The 17,828-nt window shown below is 60.1% G+C and carries 12 protein-coding genes; 9 read left to right on the top strand and 3 right to left on the bottom strand.

The features are described 5' to 3' along the window. Positions 1-191: 191 nt before the first annotated feature. The 3 genes from J3D54_RS05905 to aceE form a co-directional block, all read right to left on the bottom strand. Positions 192-1,586, bottom strand: a complete 1,395-nt coding sequence (locus J3D54_RS05905; protein WP_253417084.1) for an alkaline phosphatase D family protein — start codon at positions 1,584-1,586, stop codon at positions 192-194. Between the two features lie 281 nt (positions 1,587-1,867). After that, positions 1,868-3,832, bottom strand: coding sequence for a dihydrolipoyllysine-residue acetyltransferase (aceF, locus tag J3D54_RS05900; protein WP_253417083.1), 1,965 nt, complete (start codon positions 3,830-3,832; stop codon positions 1,868-1,870). An 11-nt stretch (positions 3,833-3,843) separates the two neighbouring features. Then, a complete protein-coding gene (gene aceE, locus J3D54_RS05895; RefSeq protein WP_253417082.1) occupies positions 3,844-6,489 on the bottom strand; it encodes a pyruvate dehydrogenase (acetyl-transferring), homodimeric type in 2,646 nt (881 codons plus the stop codon). A gap of 383 nt (positions 6,490-6,872) precedes the next feature. Between aceE and glnE the strand changes: the two genes are divergently transcribed. The 9 genes from glnE (at position 6,873) to J3D54_RS05850 (ending at position 17,517) form a co-directional block, all read left to right on the top strand. Beyond that, positions 6,873-9,812 carry a bifunctional [glutamate--ammonia ligase]-adenylyl-L-tyrosine phosphorylase/[glutamate--ammonia-ligase] adenylyltransferase gene (gene glnE / locus J3D54_RS05890; protein WP_253417081.1) on the top strand — a complete coding sequence of 980 codons (2,940 nt, stop codon included), beginning with the start codon at positions 6,873-6,875 and terminating at the stop codon, positions 9,810-9,812. 198 nt (positions 9,813-10,010) lie between these two features. Next, positions 10,011-11,045, top strand: a complete 1,035-nt coding sequence (gene waaF / locus J3D54_RS05885; RefSeq protein ID WP_253417080.1) for a lipopolysaccharide heptosyltransferase II — start codon at positions 10,011-10,013, stop codon at positions 11,043-11,045. 1 nt (position 11,046) lies between these two features. Next, complete coding sequence (waaC, locus tag J3D54_RS05880) at positions 11,047-12,108, top strand: lipopolysaccharide heptosyltransferase I (protein ID WP_007939663.1); 1,062 nt, start codon at positions 11,047-11,049, stop codon at positions 12,106-12,108. Then, positions 12,108-13,229, top strand: coding sequence for a glycosyltransferase family 4 protein (locus tag J3D54_RS05875; protein WP_253417079.1), 1,122 nt, complete (start codon positions 12,108-12,110; stop codon positions 13,227-13,229). Before waaC ends, J3D54_RS05875 begins: the two co-directional genes overlap by 1 nt. Then, entirely contained in the window at positions 13,229-14,035 is an 807-nt protein-coding gene (rfaP, locus tag J3D54_RS05870; RefSeq protein WP_253417078.1) for a lipopolysaccharide core heptose(I) kinase RfaP, read from the top strand. The genes J3D54_RS05875 and rfaP overlap by 1 nt, the downstream gene beginning before the upstream one ends. Then, the gene (locus tag J3D54_RS05865) at positions 14,035-14,769 is read left to right on the top strand and encodes a lipopolysaccharide kinase InaA family protein (RefSeq protein ID WP_253417077.1); all 735 of its coding nucleotides are present in this window, start codon (positions 14,035-14,037) and stop codon (positions 14,767-14,769) included. Before rfaP ends, J3D54_RS05865 begins: the two co-directional genes overlap by 1 nt. Next, on the top strand, positions 14,766-15,518 hold the full coding sequence (locus J3D54_RS05860; RefSeq protein WP_253417076.1) for a lipopolysaccharide kinase InaA family protein: 753 nt from the start codon (positions 14,766-14,768) through the stop codon (positions 15,516-15,518). The genes J3D54_RS05865 and J3D54_RS05860 overlap by 4 nt, the downstream gene beginning before the upstream one ends. Further along, positions 15,518-16,969 (top strand): lipopolysaccharide kinase InaA family protein, encoded by a 1,452-nt coding sequence (locus J3D54_RS05855; protein ID WP_253417075.1) that lies wholly within the window; start codon positions 15,518-15,520, stop codon positions 16,967-16,969. Before J3D54_RS05860 ends, J3D54_RS05855 begins: the two co-directional genes overlap by 1 nt. Positions 16,970-17,181: 212 nt before the next feature. Beyond that, positions 17,182-17,517: a YceK/YidQ family lipoprotein gene (locus tag J3D54_RS05850; RefSeq protein ID WP_253426517.1), complete on the top strand. Its 336-nt coding sequence runs from the start codon at positions 17,182-17,184 to the stop codon at positions 17,515-17,517. The last annotated feature ends 311 nt before the right edge of the window (positions 17,518-17,828 follow it).

Genomic DNA, 17,828 nt, shown 5'->3' with positions numbered 1-17,828 from the left:
CCCTCTTTACTGTTGCCTGCAGCAAGGTTGCATCATTGCGACACCGACTGACAAGAGACATGAAGGCCAAGTGCTATAAGAATATGTCGGCAGGCGCACAGTTTTCTCCAGCGAGGCGTCAAAAAGTAATGTTGTGGGCCAAAAGATTGCAGCCCGTAGGGGCTGCCGAAGGCTGCGATCTTTTCCAGGGATCAATGCAATTTGATGCTGATCGACTGCAATGGCTTACCATCCCGATCGTGATAATTGACGCGAACCTGCTCGGCCTCGACGATCAGATGCGCGAAGTTGTCCTGGCTGATCACCTCGCTGGTCAGTTCATGCCGATAGTCGCCCGCCGCTGTTCGGGCCAGGGCCTGCTCGAGGATGAAGGTCGATGCCTTGGCGTACGGCAGCAGTTTGCTGTTGCACAGCGGTGAAGACACGATGGTGTGGACTTCAAAATCCGGGTCTTCGCTGTGGGTCAGACGACTGGTGAGGGAGCCGTGAACATCGCCGGAGATGAACAAGACGTTCTTGATGCCGCGTGTACGAATCGTCTCCAGCAGCCGTAGCCGTTGCTCCGGGAAGGCTTTCCAGGCGTCATCGCCGTTAAGTTTGCGGTCGGGATAGAACATGACGCTGGTGACCACGAATTTGACCCGGGCCCGGCTATTGATCAGCCATTTGAGCAGCGCCTGTTCCTGTTCTTCATCAAGGATGCGCCGGTCGCTGGCCGACAGATTGCGTCGGGTTCGACTGTCGGTGATAAACCATTCGATATCACCCTCGGAGAACTGATACCAATACTGTTCCAGTCTTTTGCTTACTTGCCCATTGGCCAGCAGTTCATACGTGGGGCTGTGACTGGCTTGATATAACTCATACGCTGCAATGGCATTGTTGTATAAGTGATCATCGTCCTTGCTTTTATTCGCGGGCCAGTTGTCTTCAATTTCATGGTCGTCGAGGATCATATAAGTCGCAATGCCCGACATTAACTTGGAAATATGAGGCTGCGAAAAGGCTGTGCGGTACTTCTTGAGGATGTCTTGGTATTCCCGGTCGGGGGCCACAAGGTTCAGGTCATCGACGTAAATCTGGTCGCCAGTCATCAGCATGGCGCTGATGGGCGGTTCGGCGCGTTCCGCCAGGCTGTTGATCGAGGCAAAAATCCGGTCGCCCCACTGTGGGGCCAATGCAATGCCGGCGGTCAATCGCAAGTAACGACATGAGCCGATGACATAGGCTCGCGGCTGGGTGGTTTTGCTGGACTGTGTGCGCAAGCGGTAAATCTCCCGCGGCCATTGCAGCGGCAGTTCCTGAACCGTCTCCACGGTATGCACTGGGCTCATGGGGCTGAACCAGCCTGCCTGGTATTCATAGTCGGTGTCGCTGGCCAGATCGTTGAGTGCAATCACATCGGACATGTCACGCAAGGCGGACAGTTTTGCAAATACTCCTTTGGACCAGTATGGCTCACCGGTGCGTCGATAACGGATGCCCGCAAATACCAAGGCATCGCCCTGTAATTCACCGCGCAAGAAAATACGCGCATGGTGAGTGGTGGTGTGGCCGATAATTGGGCCGACAGTTGGTTTGAACATGTTCGAATCCATTCGAAGTAATGCTAACTAAGCAGATTAAGTCGTCGAGGTTTCTATATGAAACCTCCAAACTAAGCCTAGTTATTGGCTGGAAAAAAATATCGGGCGGAAGTGGACTGGGGTTGTAGGTGGCGTAAGCCGTGAATGTAGGAATAAAGTGCGGATGAGGGCTTTTTTCAGGCAAAAAAAGCCCCGCCAAATTGGCGGGGTTGAGGTACGAGCGTGGCGCTCGGAAAACGTGGAACGCGACTGGCCCTCCGGTCAGGGAGGGCCGGCCGGTGTTACAGCAGAATGGTGCGGATGTCTGCTAGCAGGTCGCTCAGACGCTTGGTGAAGCGTGCAGCAGCGGCGCCGTTGATCACACGGTGATCGTAGGACAGAGACAGCGGCAGCATCAGTTTCGGCTGGAAGGCTTTGCCGTCCCAGACTGGCTGGATGGTTGCCTTGGAAACACCGAGGATCGCCACTTCCGGCGCGTTGACGATCGGCGTGAAGCCGGTGCCGCCAATGTGGCCGAGGCTGGAAATGGTGAAGCAGGCGCCTTGCATCTCGTCCGACGAAAGCTTCTTGGTCCGGGCCTTTTCAGCCAGGGAAGCAGCCTCGGCGGCCAGTTGCAGGAGGCTCTTCTGGTCGACGTTCTTGATGACCGGTACCAGCAGGCCATCCGGGGTATCGACCGCGAAACCGATGTTCACGTACTTCTTGCGGATGATCGCTTTGCCGCTTGGTGCCAGCGAGCTGTTGAAGTCCGGCAGTTCCTTGAGCAGGTGTGCGCAGGACTTGAGCAGCAGTGGCAGGATGGTCAGCTTGACGCCGGCCTTCTCGGCCACGGTTTTCTGGGCGTTGCGGAACGCTTCCAGCTCGGTGATATCCGCCGAGTCGAATTGCGTCACGTGCGGCACGTTCAGCCAGCTGCGGTGCAGGTTGGCAGCGCCGACCTGCATCAGGCGGGTCATCGGCACTTCTTCGATTTCGCCGAAGCGGCTGAAGTCCACGACCGGAATTGGCGGGATGCCCGCGCCGCCGGTTGCACCAGCCGCAGCGGCCGGAGCTTCCTTGGCCTTCTGCATCATGGCTTTGACGTAAACCTGAACGTCTTCCTTCAGGATGCGACCGTGCGGACCGCTGGCGCCGACAGCGCTCAGCTCGACGCCGAACTCGCGGGCCAGTTGACGCACGGCAGGGCCGGCGTGAACTTTCGCGCCAGGCTTGGCAGGAGCAGCAGCCGGGGCAGCAGCAGGAGCGGCGGCAGCCGGAGCAGCAGCGGCAGGCGCTGGAGCACTCGGCGCAGCAGCGGCAGCCGGGGCTGCAGCAGGTGCCGCGCCTTTGACTTTCAGCTTCAGGATCAGGTCGCCGGTACCGACTTCGTCATCCAGCTTGATGGAAACGCTTTCCACCACGCCAGCGGCCGGCGATGGAATTTCCATGCTCGCCTTGTCGGATTCCAGGGTGATCAGCGACTGGTCGGCGGCAACGGTGTCGCCCGCCTTGACCAGCACTTCGATGATCTTGGCCTTGCCAGCCGAACCGATGTCCGGGACATGAATGTCCTGAACGCTGTCGGCAACCGGTGCAGCCGGCGCCGCGGCGGCTGGCGCAGGAGCTGCGGCAGCAGGCGCAGCAGCCTGGGCAGGAGCGGCAGCAGCAGGGGCCGCAGCACCCGCCACTTCCAGATCCAGAATCAGATCGCCCGTGCCGACTTCGTCGTTGAGCTTGACGCTGATGGCCTTGACCACGCCAGCGGCGGGCGAAGGGATTTCCATGCTGGCCTTGTCGGATTCCAGGGTGATCAACGACTGATCAGCCTCGACGGTGTCGCCGACCTTGACCTGGATCTCGATGATCTGGGCCTTGCCCGACGAACCGATGTCCGGCACGTGCACTTGCTGAATGCTGGCAGCCGCCGGCGCGGCAGCAGGAGCCGTTGGCGCAGGTGCGGCAGCCGGTTTGGCTTCAGCTTTGGCTGGCGCAGCGGCCGCCGCAGGGGGCTGTATAGAGGCTGGGGCAGCGGCACCTTCGACTTCCAGTTCCAGCAGTTCGTCGCCTTCTTTCAGGCGATCGCCCAGCTTCACTTTCAGGCTCTTGATGATACCGGCCTTAGGCGCAGGCACTTCCATGCTCGCCTTGTCCGATTCCAGCGTCAGGATGCTCTGGTCGGCTTCGATACGGTCGCCGACCTTCACAAACAGTTCAATTACTTCACCTTCACCGCTGCCGATGTCAGGTACGCGAATGAGTTCGCTCACAGAGTGTCTCCTCAGCAGTCCAGTGGGTTGCGTTTTTCCGGGTTGATACCGAACTTGGCGATGGCTTCAGCCACCACTTTAGGTTCGATGTCACCACGGTCAGCCAAGGCTTCCAGGGCTGCCAACACCACGAAATGACGGTCTACTTCGAAGAAGTGACGCAGCTTCTTGCGGCTGTCACTGCGGCCGAAACCGTCGGTGCCCAGGACTTTGAATTCCTTGGACGGGACCCACTGACGAATTTGTTCAGCGAACAGCTTCATGTAGTCGGTAGACGCAATGACCGGACCTTTACGGCCGTTCAGGCACTCTTCGACATAGCTCAGCTTAGGCTTCTGGCCAGGGTGCAGACGGTTAGTGCGTTCAACGGCCAGGCCATCGCGACGCAGTTCGTTGAAGCTGGTAACGCTCCATACGTCGGCGCCGACGTTGAACTCTTCACGCAGGATCTTCGCCGCTTCACGGACTTCACGCAGGATGGTGCCGGAGCCCATCAGCTGAACGTGGTGCGCCGCTTCGCGGGTGTCTTCCTCGAGCAGGTACATGCCTTTTTTGATGCCTTCTTCGGCACCGGCCGGCATGGCTGGCTGCTGGTAGGACTCGTTCATTACGGTGATGTAGTAGAAGACGTCCTGTTGCTCTTCGGTCATCTTCTTCATACCGTCCTGAATGATCACCGCCAGCTCGTAGCCGTAGGTTGGATCGTAGGTGCGGCAGTTCGGGATGGTGGCAGCCAGCAGGTGGCTGTGACCGTCTTCGTGTTGCAGGCCTTCACCGTTCAGGGTGGTACGGCCGGCGGTGCCGCCGATCAGGAAGCCACGGGTACGGCTGTCGCCAGCGGCCCAGGCCAGGTCGCCAATACGCTGGAAGCCGAACATCGAGTAGAAGATGTAGAACGGCAGCATTGGCTGGTTGTGGCTGGAGTACGAAGTACCGGCAGCGATGAAGGAGCTCATGGCGCCCGCTTCGTTGATGCCTTCTTCAAGGATCTGGCCCTTCTGGTCTTCCTTGTAGAACATCACCTGGTCTTTATCGACTGGCTCGTAGAGCTGGCCGACGGACGAGTAGATGCCCAACTGACGGAACATGCCTTCCATACCGAAGGTACGGGCTTCGTCCGGGATGATCGGTACGATGCGTGGGCCGATTTCCTTGTCCTTGACCAGTTGCGCGAGGATCCGCACGAAGGCCATGGTGGTGGAAATTTCACGGTCGCCCGAGCCGTCCAGGATCGCCTTGAGGGTATCCAGTGGCGGGGTCGGGATGTTGAAGCTCTTGGCGCGACGCTGAGGCACGAAACCGCCCAGTGCGGTACGGCGCTCGCTCAGGTAGCGGGCTTCGGCGCTGCCTTCTTCCGGTTTGAAGAACGGCAGGTTTTCCAGTTCGTCGTCCTTGACCGGGATGTCGAAACGGTCGCGGAACAACTTCAGGCTGTCGACATCGACTTTCTTGGTGTTGTGCGCAGTGTTTTTCGCTTCGCCGGCACCGGTGCCATAACCTTTGATGGTCTTGGCCAGGATGACAGTCGGTTGTTCTTTGTGGTTGACCGCTTCGTGGTACGCCGCGTAGACCTTGTACGGGTCGTGGCCGCCACGGTTGAGTTTCCAGATCTCGTCGTCGGACAGATCGGCAACCATCGCCTTGAGTTCTGGCGTGTTGAAGAAGTGTTCACGCACGAACGCGCCGTCTTTGGCTTTGTAGTTCTGGTACTCGCCGTCGATGACTTCGTCCATGCGGCGTTGCAGGATGCCGTCGACGTCCTTGGCCAGCAGTGGGTCCCAGAAGCGGCCCCAGATGACTTTGGTCACGTTCCACTGAGCACCGCGGAACACGCCTTCGAGTTCCTGGATGATCTTGCCGTTGCCGCGAACCGGGCCGTCGAGGCGCTGCAGGTTGCAGTTGATGACGAAGATCAGGTTGTCCAGCTTCTCGCGGCCGGCCAGGGAGATCGCACCGAGGGATTCCGGCTCGTCGCACTCGCCGTCGCCCAGGAAGCACCAGACTTTCTGTTTGCCTGGCTGGATGAAGCCACGGTGTTCCAGGTACTTCATGAAGCGTGCCTGGTAGATCGCCTGGATCGGACCCAAGCCCATGGATACGGTCGGGAACTGCCAGAAGTCAGGCATCAGCCATGGGTGAGGGTAGGACGACAGGCCCTGACCGTCGACTTCCTGGCGGAAGTTGTTCATCTGGTCTTCGGTGATGCGGCCTTCCATGAACGCACGGGCGTAAACGCCTGGCGAGGTGTGACCCTGGAAGTAGATCAGGTCGCCGCCGTGTTCGTCGGTCGGGGCCTGGAAGAAGTAGTTGAAGCCGATGTCGTACAGGGTTGCGCTGGAGGCGAAGCTGGAGATGTGACCGCCCAGGTCAGAATCTTTCAGGTTCGTGCGCATCACCATGGCCATCGCGTTCCAGCGTACCAGCGAGCGAATGCGGCGTTCCATGAACAGGTCGCCAGGCATGCGTGCTTCGTGGGTAACGGGAATGGTGTTGCGGTATGGCGTGGTGATGGCGTAAGGCAATTGCGAACCGCTACGGGTTGCGAGTTCGCCCATACGGGTCATCAGATAGTGAGCACGGTCTTCGCCTTCTTTGTCGAGAACCGATTCCAGGGCGTCCAGCCATTCCTGGGTTTCGACGGGATCGAGGTCTTGCATGGCTTGCTCCAGGGCGGAAAGGCTTCCAGAATCGGTTGCCTGAGTTTGCGACTGGCCTTGTGGGCAGACGATATAAATTCTTGGATTGCCGATAGGTTGTTCCGGCGGCGTGTAGTTTTACTACAAATCTTCGGGCATTTCAGCCTTTCGAATGTATAGACGAGTAGTAAAACTACAGATGATTGGCTTGTGGCCTCCGGCTGCGTTGTGAGAATAATCGTTAAGGTTGGTCTTTTGCCAATCGAAAAAGGTGGAAGCTTGATGACCGCTGCCAAAAATAAAGAAATTTCAGCTATTTCTAACCTTTGTTCGACAGTCACTCACGTAGCGTGTTTTCACGAATCACTACATGCAGCCCTTCACACGCCGATCAAGGATAGACCATGAGCCTCCCTTCGCTTGCCGAACTGCCCGATGGGCTCCTGCCGTTTGTCACCCGCGCCGAGCAGTCGTTCCGCACGACTGTCGGGGTTCTTCCCGACGACCATGGCCTGTCTGCCTGGACGCCTGAGCGCTGGGCGCAATTTGCCCGCGTCACCGCTGCCAGCGACTTTGTGATTGAACACAGTCTGCGTGACCCTTTGATGTTGCTGGAACTGGTGCAGTCCGGCGAACTGGACCGTGCCTTGGCGCCAGGCGAGTTGTGCGCACAGATTGCGACGGCGGTGAGCGCCGCCGAAACTGACGACCAGCTTGGTCGTGTCCTGCGCCGCCAGCGTAATCGTCACCAGGTGCGGATCATCTGGCGCGACCTGACTCGCCAGGCCGATCTGGTCCAGACGTGTCGCGACCTCTCGGACATGGCCGATGCCAGCATCGATCAGGCCTATCAGTGGTTGTACTCGCGGCATTGCCAGCAGTTCGGTGTGCCCACCGGGCGGCGCAGCGGCGAGCCGCAACAGATGGTCATCCTCGGCATGGGCAAGCTCGGTGCGGTGGAGTTGAACCTGTCGTCGGACATCGACCTGATCTTTGCCTACCCCGAGGGCGGCGAAACCGTTGGCGTGAAACGCTCGCTGGATAACCAGGAATTTTTCATTCGCCTCGGCCAGCGTCTGATCAAAGCGCTGGACCCGATGACCGTCGACGGTTTCGTGTTCCGCGTCGACATGCGCTTGCGGCCTTACGGTTCGTCCGGCGCTCTGGTGCTGAGCTTCAATGCGCTGGAACAGTATTACCAGGATCAGGGTCGCGACTGGGAACGCTACGCGATGATCAAGGCGCGGGTGGTGGCTGGCGATCAAGTGGCTGGCGCCCAGTTGCTCGAGATGCTGCGGCCGTTCGTTTACCGGCGTTACCTGGACTTCTCGGCCATCGAAGCGCTGCGCACCATGAAGCAGTTGATCCAGCAGGAAGTCCGGCGCAAGGGTATGGCCGACAACATCAAGCTTGGCTCCGGCGGCATCCGTGAAGTCGAGTTTATCGCCCAGGCCTTCCAGCTGATTCACGGTGGTCGCGACCTGAGTCTGCAGCAACGTCCTCTATTAAAAGTACTGAGCACTCTGGAGGGGCAGGGCTACCTGCCGCCGGCGGTGGTCAGCGAGCTGCGCGAAGGCTACGAATTCCTGCGTTACACCGAGCACGCGATTCAGGCGATTGCCGACCGCCAGACCCAGATGTTGCCGGACGGCGCACACGATCAGGCGCGCATTGCCTTCATGCTCGGGTTTGCCAACTGGACGGCATTCCACGAACAACTGATGTACTGGCGTGGCCGGGTGGCCTGGCACTTCGGTCAGGTGATTGCCGATCCCGACGAAGAGCAAGGCACCGAGAGCGAAGTGGTGGTCGGTGGGGAATGGCTGCCGCTGTGGGAAGAAGCCCAGGACGAAGAAGCCGCGTGCCGCCAACTCGAAGAGGGCGGTTTCGCCGATGCCGCCAAGGCGCTGAAAGCATTGGCCAGTCTACGCGGCAGCCCGCAATTGCGTGCCATGCAGCGCCTGGGGCGGGAGCGCCTTGATGCTTTTATTCCGCGCTTGCTGGCTCAGGCCGTGGAGCACGCCAATCCCGATTTGGTGCTGGAACGTGTGTTGCCGCTGGTTGAGGCCGTGGCGCGGCGTTCCGCCTATCTGGTGCTGCTGACCGAAAACCCCGGCGCGCTACGCCGTCTGCTGACACTGTGCGCGGCAAGCCCGTGGATTGCCGAACAGATCACGCGCTTTCCGTTGCTGCTCGACGAATTGCTCAACGAAGGCCGGTTGTTCAAACCGCCGCTGGCGCCGGAACTGGCGGCCGAGTTGCGCGAGCGCCTGACGCGGATTCCCGAAGACGATCTCGAACAACAAATGGAAGCCCTGCGGCATTTCAAGCTGGCGCACCGCTTGCGCGTCGCCGCTTCGGAAATCGCCGGTAGCCTGCCATTGATGAAGGTCAGCGATTACCTGACCTGGCTCGCCGAAGCGATCCTCGAACAAGTGCTGGTCCTGGCCTGGCGCCAGACAGTGGCCAAGTACGGTACACCGCTGCGCACCGACGGCAGCGTGTGCGACCCTGGATTCATTATTGTCGGTTACGGGAAAGTCGGCGGTCTGGAGTTGGGGCACAGTTCGGACCTGGACCTTGTGTTCATCCATGACGCGGATCCGCATGCGGAAACCGACGGCCCGAAACCCATCGACGGCGCGCAGTTCTTTACCCGGCTCGGGCAACGGATCATTCACTTGCTGACGGCCCAGACCAACTCCGGTCAGCTGTATGAAGTGGACATGCGCCTGCGACCGTCCGGTGCTTCCGGTTTGCTGGTGAGTTCATTGGGGGCGTTTGCCCGGTATCAGGAGAACGAGGCCTGGACCTGGGAGCATCAGGCGCTGGTGCGGGCGCGGGTGCTGGTGGGTAGCCAGGATGTAGGTCAGGCATTCGAGAAGGTTCGCGCGACGGTATTGGCCAAATCGCGGGATCTGTCGACCTTGCGCCAGGAGGTCAGCGAGATGCGCGCCAAGATGCGCGATAATCTCGGCAGCAAGAGCACGGCGGCGGGCATGGCGACAAATGCCTTCGAGGCCACGGCGCCGTTCGATCTCAAGCAGGACGCTGGAGGTATCGTCGATATTGAATTTATGGTGCAATACGCGGCTCTGGCGTGGTCTGAAACACATCCGTCATTGCTGCGCTATACCGACAATATCCGCATTCTGGAAGGGCTGGAGGAGGAGGGGTTGATACCCGCCGAAGACGCCAGCCTGTTGCGTGAGGCCTATAAAGCCTACCGCTCCGCCGCTCACCGGGAGGCCTTGCAGAAGGATGCCGGCGTGATACCGGGCGACCAGTTCGTGGATGAACGACGGCAGGTCATGCGGATCTGGCGTGAGTTGGGGTTAAGCTGACATGAGTGTGGCGGGCTTTTGTGACGAGGGAGCAAGCTCCCTCGCCACAGAGATTTATGCTAACTGACATGGATGTGTATTAAATTTATCCGACGAGCCCCAACCGGCTCGTCCAAATGACCTGGCGGTTCACCCCGCAGGTGCTGGATTCTCGAGGCGGGGAGGCGTATGCCTCCCCGGTTCGTTTTTGGAAACCACATGAAAATTCTGATCGTTGGGCCCAGTTGGGTCGGTGACATGGTGATGGCGCAGACACTTTTTCAGTGTCTCAAACAACGCCACCCGCAGTGCGAAATCGACGTGCTGGCCCCCGAGTGGAGCCGGCCGATCCTCGAGCGCATGCCCGAAGTGCGCCAGGCCTTGAGCTTCCCGCTCGGCCACGGCGTGCTGGAGTTGGCGACGCGTCGGCGCATCGGTAAATCCCTGGCCGGTCAGTACGACCAGGCCATTCTGCTGCCCAACTCCCTGAAATCGGCGCTGGTGCCGTTTTTTGCCGGCATTGCGAAGCGCACCGGCTGGCGTGGCGAGTTCCGCTACGGCCTGCTCAATGACGTGCGCACGCTCGACAAAGAGCGGTATCCGTTGATGATCGAGCGCTTCATGGCCCTGGCCTTTGAGCCTGGCATCGAGCTGGCGAAACCTTATCCACGACCGAGCCTGCAGATCGACCCGGTGACCCGCGACGGTGCGCTGGCCAAGTTTGGTCTGGCGCTCGACCGCCCGGTGTTGGCGCTGTGCCCCGGCGCCGAGTTTGGCGAATCCAAGCGCTGGCCGTCCGAGCACTATGCCAAGGTCGCCGAGGCGAAGATTCGTGAAGGCTGGCAAGTCTGGTTGTTCGGCTCGAAAAACGATCACGCGGTGGGCGAAGACATTCGTGGGCGGCTGATTCCGGGGCTGCGTGAAGAGTCGGTGAACCTCAGTGGCGGCACGTCCCTGGCCGAGGCCATCGATCTGCTGTCCTGCGCCGACGCGGTGGTCTCCAACGACTCCGGGCTGATGCACGTGGCCGCCGCGCTGAACCGCCCGTTGGTGGCGGTGTACGGCTCGACGTCGCCGGGTTTCACGCCGCCGCTGGCCGAGCACGTCGAGATCGTGCGCCTGGGTATCGAATGCAGTCCATGCTTCGATCGCACCTGCCGTTTCGGTCATTACAACTGCTTGCGCCAGCTCATGCCCGCAGCGGTGAACGAAGCCTTGCAGCGGTTGCTGGGCACTGTGGTCGAGGTCAAATAGTTTGCGGGTACTGTTGATCAAGACTTCTTCGCTGGGCGACGTGATTCACGCGTTGCCAGCGTTGACCGACGCGGCACGGGCGATCCCCGGCATCAAGTTCGACTGGGTAGTGGAAGAAGGTTTCGCCGAGATCCCGACCTGGCACCCGGCCGTGGGCAAGGTGATTCCGGTGGCGATCCGTCGCTGGCGCAAGAACATTTGGCAGACCATCAAGAGTGGCGAGTGGAAGCGCTTCAAGCAAAGCGTGCGCGCGACGAAATACGACCTGGTGATCGACGCTCAGGGCCTGCTGAAAAGTGCGTTGCTGACTCGCTATGCCAAAGCGCCGGTGGCCGGGCTGGACAAGAACTCGGCCCGCGAACCGATTGCCGCGCGCTTCTATTCCCGACGTCTGGCCGTGGCCCGTGGGCAGCACGCGGTTGAACGAGTGCGTCAGCTGTTCGCGGTGGCACTGGGTTATGACCTGCCTAAAGGCCTGGGTGATTACGGCCTGAACGTCGAGCGGCTGGTGGAATTGCCGCGCAAAAATCCGTACGTGGTGTTTCTCCACGGCACCACCTGGGACACCAAGCACTGGCCCGAAGCCTATTGGCGCGAGCTGGCCGAGCGAGTGGGGTATCTCGGTGTGGCGGTGAAGCTGCCGTGGGGCAACCCGGTCGAAAAGGCCCGCGCCGAGCGCATCGCCAAAGACATGAAACACGTCGAAGTGCTGCCCAGGCTGAACCTGGCGGGTGTTGGCAAAGTCCTGGCCGGGGCGCAAGCCTGCGTGGCGGTGGACACCGGTCTCGGTCATCTGGCCGCAGCGCTGGACGTGCCGACCTTGTCGCTGTTCGGCCCGACCAATCCGGGCCTGACCGGCGCCTACGGCAAATCGCAGATTCACATGGCCAGCGACTTCCCTTGTGCGCCGTGCCTGCAAAAGAAATGCACCTATCAACCGACGGCCGACGATGCTCGTCGGTTTGACCTGAAACGCGAGTGGCCCCTGTGCTTCACGCGTCTGAATCCCGAGCGTGTCGCGAGCCGACTGAGCACGTTGTTACTGGCTGAGGAGCTGCGCTGATGCAATTGGCATTTGTCTTGTACAAGTACTTTCCTTTTGGCGGCTTGCAGCGTGACTTCATGCGCATCGCCCTTGAATGCCAGCAGCGCGGCCATCAAATTCGTGTCTACACGTTGATCTGGGAAGGCGACATCCCGCCGGGCTTCGAAGTGTTGGTGGCGCCGGTCAAGGCGTTCTTCAATCATCGGCGCAACGAGAAGCTCACCGACTGGATGGAAGCCGATCTGGCCAAGCGTCCGGTTGACCGTCTGATCGGTTTCAACAAAATGCCGGGTCTGGACGTTTACTACGCCGCCGACGGCTGCTTCGAAGACAAGGCGCAAAACCTGCGCAACTCGCTGTACCGTCGTTGGGGCCGCTACCGGCACTTCGCCGAGTACGAACGCGCGGTGTTCGCCAAGGACGCCAAGACCGACGTGCTGATGATTTCCGAAGTCCAGCAGCCGCTGTTCATCAAGCATTACGACACGCCGATCGAACGTTTCCATCTGCTGCCACCGGGCATCGCCCAGGACCGTCGTCGCCCCGCGAACGCCGATGAAATTCGCGCCGGGTTCCGCGCCGAATTCAACCTGAAAGACGATGAGCTGCTGTTGGTACAGATCGGTTCCGGGTTCAAGACCAAAGGCGTGGACCGTAGTCTCAAGGCCCTGGCCGCGCTGCCCGCCGAGCTGAAAAAGCGCACCCGGCTGTTTGTAATTGGCCAGGACGACCCCAAAGTATTCCAACTGCAGAGCGCCACTTTGGGGCTCGGCGATAACGTGCAGTTCCTCAAGGGCCGCAGCGATATCCCGCGTTTCCTGCTCGGTGCCGATCTGCTGATCCACCCGGCGTACAACGAAAATACCGGGACGGTATTGCTTGAGGCTTTGGTGGCCGGATTACCGGTGCTGGTGAGCGCAGTGTGCGGTTACGCCCATTACATCGCCGAGGCTGACGCCGGTCTGGTGCTGGACGAACCCTTCGATCAGGCGCAACTGGCTCAGTACCTGACCGGCATGTTGAACGACACCGATGCACGGGCGGCCTGGAGCCGCAACGGTCTGGCCTTCGCCGGGACGGCCGACCTCTACAGCATGCCGCAGCACGCGGCCGATGTGATTCTGGCGGAGCACGCTTAATGAAGTTGATGCTGGCTGAACCGTTCAAGAGCCTCTGGGCCGGACGCGACCCGTTCGCCGAAGTCGAGGGCCTCAAGGGCGAGGTGTACCGCGAGCTCGAAGCGCGCCGGACACTGCGAACTGAAGTGGACGGCCACGGGTTCTTCGTGAAGATCCACCGGGGCATCGGCTGGGGCGAGATTTTCAAGAACCTGCTGACCGCCAAGCTGCCGGTGCTTGGCGCGGGCCAGGAGTGGAAGGCCATCCAGCGCCTGCAAGAAGTCGGTGTCCCAACCATGACTGCTGTCGCCTACGGCGAAAAGGGCAGTAACCCGGCGGACCAGCATTCGTTCATCGTCACCGAAGAGCTGGCGCCCACCATCAGCCTTGAAGATTTCAGCATCGACTGGGTCAAGCACCCGCCGGAGCCAAAGCTCAAGCGCGCCCTGATCGCCGAAGTCGCGCGCATGACCGGCATGATGCACCGCGCCGGGGTCAACCATCGCGACTGCTACATCTGCCACTTCCTGCTGCACACCGATAAACCGGTGACCTGCGATGATTTCAAGTTGTCGGTGATCGACCTTCACCGCGCCCAGACCCGTCCGACGATTACCCAGCGCTGGCGCAACAAGGACCTGGCGGCGCTGTATTTTTCGGCGCTGGAGATCGGCCTGACCCGCCGCGACAAACTACGTTTCCTCAAGGGGTACTTCCAACAGCCTCTGCGCCAGATTCTGGCTGAAGAAGCCGGGTTGCTGGCGTGGCTCGAGGGCAAGGCCAGCAAGCTCTACGAGCGTAAACAGCGATACGGGGATGCGCTCTGATGTCGGGTTGGAAACTGGAGCCGGCCTACAGTGACCTGGCAGAAGATTTTGGCAGTCTTGATGCGGTTTTTGCCCTCACGGGCGAGCAACTGACCAGTGATCCGCTGTCCGAGGTCATTCGTGTCCAGCGCAACGGCGTCAACTATTACGTCAAACGTTACGTCAGTGCCGGCAAAGGCCTGCGCCGCTACTTGGGTACACCCCGGGTGAAAGCCGAGTGGCAGAACCTCAAGCGTTTCGCCAAGTGGGGCATTCCCACCGCCGAAGTGGTGGCCTGGGGCCTGGAGCGGCACGGCGTGGCGTACGCCCGTGGGGCGATGATCACCCGCGAACTGTCGCATACCGAAGACTTGTCGGCCCTGGCCAACCGGCATGATCCGAAACTGGCGGACCGCGCCTGGGTCGACACCGTCAGTCGCCAATTGGCCGGTTACACCCGGACCATGCACGACAACCGTTTTACCCATAACGATTTGAAGTGGCGCAATCTGTTGGTCGACGATGAGCCCCGGCTGTTCCTGATCGATTGCCCCAACGGCTATTTCTGGCGCGGCTTCTGGCTCAAATACCGTATCACCAAAGACCTGGCCTGCCTCGACAAGGTCGCCAAGTATCACCTGTCGGCCACCCAGCGCCTGCGCTTTTACCTGCAATACCGCCAATGCGCCCGGCTCAATGCCGCGGACAAGAAACGTATTCGGCACGTGGTGAGATTTTTTGAGGGACGCGAATGACTGATTTTCTGGCTGCTGAAGACCGTGCGCTGTTCGAGCGTCATGGTCTCGGCACCTTCGACGCACTTTGGGCCAAACAGCTCGATGCGGTGGACGAGCCCAACACCGGCCGGGGTGGCTGGAGCAGTGTGTTCAGGCTGGATCTGGACGGCCATGGCTACTACCTCAAGCGCCAGAGCAACTACCTGACGCGCTCCCGGCATTCGCCCTTTGGCGAGCCAAGTTTTGCCCGTGAATTTCGCAACATCAGTCGTTATCGGACACTGGGTATTCCGGCGCTGCAGGCGGCATTTTTTGGTGAGCGCAAGGTCGACGGCGAAGTTCGGGCGATTCTGCTGACCCGCGCGCTGGACGCTTGGGATGATCTGGATTCGCTGTTGCAGCGCTGGTCAGAGCTGAGCGCGACACAGCACTCGGCCATTCTCAAGGCTTGTGGGCAACTGGCGCGACGCCTGCACGGTATGCGTCAGGTCCACGGTTGCTTCTACCCCAAGCACATTTTTCTTCAGGCCACCGGTGACGGCTATCAGGCGCAATTGATTGACCTGGAAAAAACCCGGCCGCTGTTTTTCGGCCGGCGTGATCGGATCAAGGACCTGGAGCCGTTGCTGCGTCGGGCGCCGGAATGGAGCGAAAGTCAGCTGCGCGAGTTGTTGGCGGTTTATCTGGATAAGCCGCTCAACAGTTCGCGGGTGAGCCGTTGGGTATCGCGTCTGAGTGCGCGGCGCAGTAACAAGGAGGCGCGTTGATGCGTTTGTCCGAACTGAAAAACGCCGGCCGCAGCCCGAACCTGCCACTGAGCATTCCTCTGGCCGATGCCGCGGGGCCTGCCGAGTTGCAGCTGCTGAGTCTGCTGCGGGTGTTGCCGGGGCAGCGTTATGTCGGGGCTGGTGTCTGGCGCGGCCGGCCGGTGCTGGCCAAGTTGTTGGTCGGTGGTAAAGCGGCGCGGCATTTTCAGCGTGAACTGGACGGCGTGCGCTTGCTTGCCGCTCAGGGGCTGACCACACCATTGTTATTGGCCGATGGTCTCAAGGACGGCGAGGGCGGCTGGCTGTTGTTCGATTTCCTTGAGGGCGCCGAGAGTCTGGGGGATGCCTGGAAGCAGGTCGAACACTTGCCCGCATTGGCGGATGAACAATCCGCGGTGTTGGCCGAGGCGTTGGGCGCCATCGGCCAACTGCACAGCAAAGGTCTGTGGCAGGAGGACCTGCACCTGGACAACCTGCTGCGCCATGGCGGTCAGTTGTATTTGATCGATGGCGCCGGGATCTGTGCCGAAACGGCGGGCAAGCCGCTGTCGCAACAGAAAGTCCTGGAGAACCTCGGGGTGTTTTTCGCCCAGTTGCCCAAAGTGCTGGAACCCTTCACCGAAGAGTTGTTGGTGTATTACCTGCTGAGTAACGGCGAACACGCGTTGCCTATGGAGGCGTTGCAAAAACAGATCGATAAGGTCCGTCGCTGGCGTTTGAAGGACTTTCTGATCAAGGTCGGCCGCGAATGCACGCTGTTCAGCGTCCGGCGCGGTGCGTTCGGCTTGCGGGCGATTCGCCGTGAGGAAGAAGTCGCGATGCTGCCGGTGCTGGCGCAGGCTGATGCCTTGCTCGATCAGGGGCATCTGTACAAGACCGGCGGCGCGGCGAGCGTTGGCAAGGTCGAGGTGGCCGGGCGTACGTTGGTGGTCAAGCGTTACAACATCAAAGGCTTTGCCCACTGGCTCAAGCGTTTTTGGCGCCCGAGCCGCGCCTGGCACTCTTGGCGCGAAGGCAATCGCCTGGCGTTCCTCGGTATTGCCACGCCAAAACCATTGGCGTTGCTGGAAAAGCGTTTTCTCTGGCTGCGCAGCCGGGCGTACCTGGTGACCGAGTATTTGCCGGGGCCAGACATCATCGAGCGCTTTGCGCCGTACGTGGAGAGCGGGGACGCGCCCGAGGCTGAGCTGCAGGCTCTGGATTACCTGTTCGCCGAGCTGATTGCCGAGCGGATCAGCCATGGCGACTTCAAGGGCCACAACCTGTTCTGGCAACAGGATCGCTGGGCGCTGATCGACCTGGATTCGATGTGTCAGCATGGTTCGCTCAGCAGCTTTGCCCCTGCGTATGCGCGGGATCGGGCGCGGTTCATGCGCAACTGGCCCGAGAGCAGTGCGTTGTACCAAGTGATTGATCAGCGTCTGCCCAAAGATATCTCCGGCGCTGCTTGAATCGGGTCTTCGACCCTATCGCGGGCAAGCCCGCTCCCACAAGGTTAGCGCTGAACCTGTGGGAGCGGACTTGTCCGCGATGGCGCCAGATCAGTCTCCCGAGATCTGGAGGACAAGTTCTTATGAATCGTCCTACATGATCTGCAGAGCCCATGAACTGTGCCCTGAATAGCCACGATGCTAGTTTGCCTGACGTTCTCGGAGGGCAGATTTTGACGATAAAAATGGCTGTGATGCTGAGCTCTTTTTCACTGGCGCTATCCGGCTGCGGGACCGCTGTCACAGTGCTTCAGGATGACGAAGAGGCCGCCCGCGGCCTCAGAAAGCAAAAGACCTACTGTCAGTCCATTCCCCGTACCTACAGCGGTTTGGCCCACGACTTTTGCCTCCTCCATGCGCCTCCCGATCCCACGGGGATTCTGGTGCCGTTCGTATTGCTGGACTTGACCTTGTCGGGTGCGCTGGACACCGTTGTCCTGCCATACACGATTTACCGGCAAGCAACGGATGGCAATATCAGGATTTACTGGCGGCCGGGTCGAGGATGAGAAGAGCCGATGATTCATAAACGATGCACCGGCTTCATAGGCTGAACAGCGTTGGTACTGTAATCCACTGCTATCAGGCAGAACGCTACTTCAATGCAAAATCGATGACTCTGGTATTCCATCGCAAGCTTGGGGCGATTTCTGTCAGACAAGCCTTGCGCAAACCGTTCCCGTCACCATGAGCTGGGACATTCAATCCAATGTCAGTGTGATTGACATTCCTTGCTATAATCCCGCCCTTTAGCTGTCTCTCGCCCCTTGCGAGGGCACATTAATTTTTGAGGCGCGTTGCGCCTGCATGCAGACTAAAG

Source organism: Pseudomonas sp. GGS8 (assembly GCF_024168645.1).
GTDB lineage: Bacteria > Pseudomonadota > Gammaproteobacteria > Pseudomonadales > Pseudomonadaceae > Aquipseudomonas.
The sequence above is the reverse complement of the archived record's forward strand: the minus strand, read 5'-3'. Positions and strand labels throughout refer to the sequence as shown.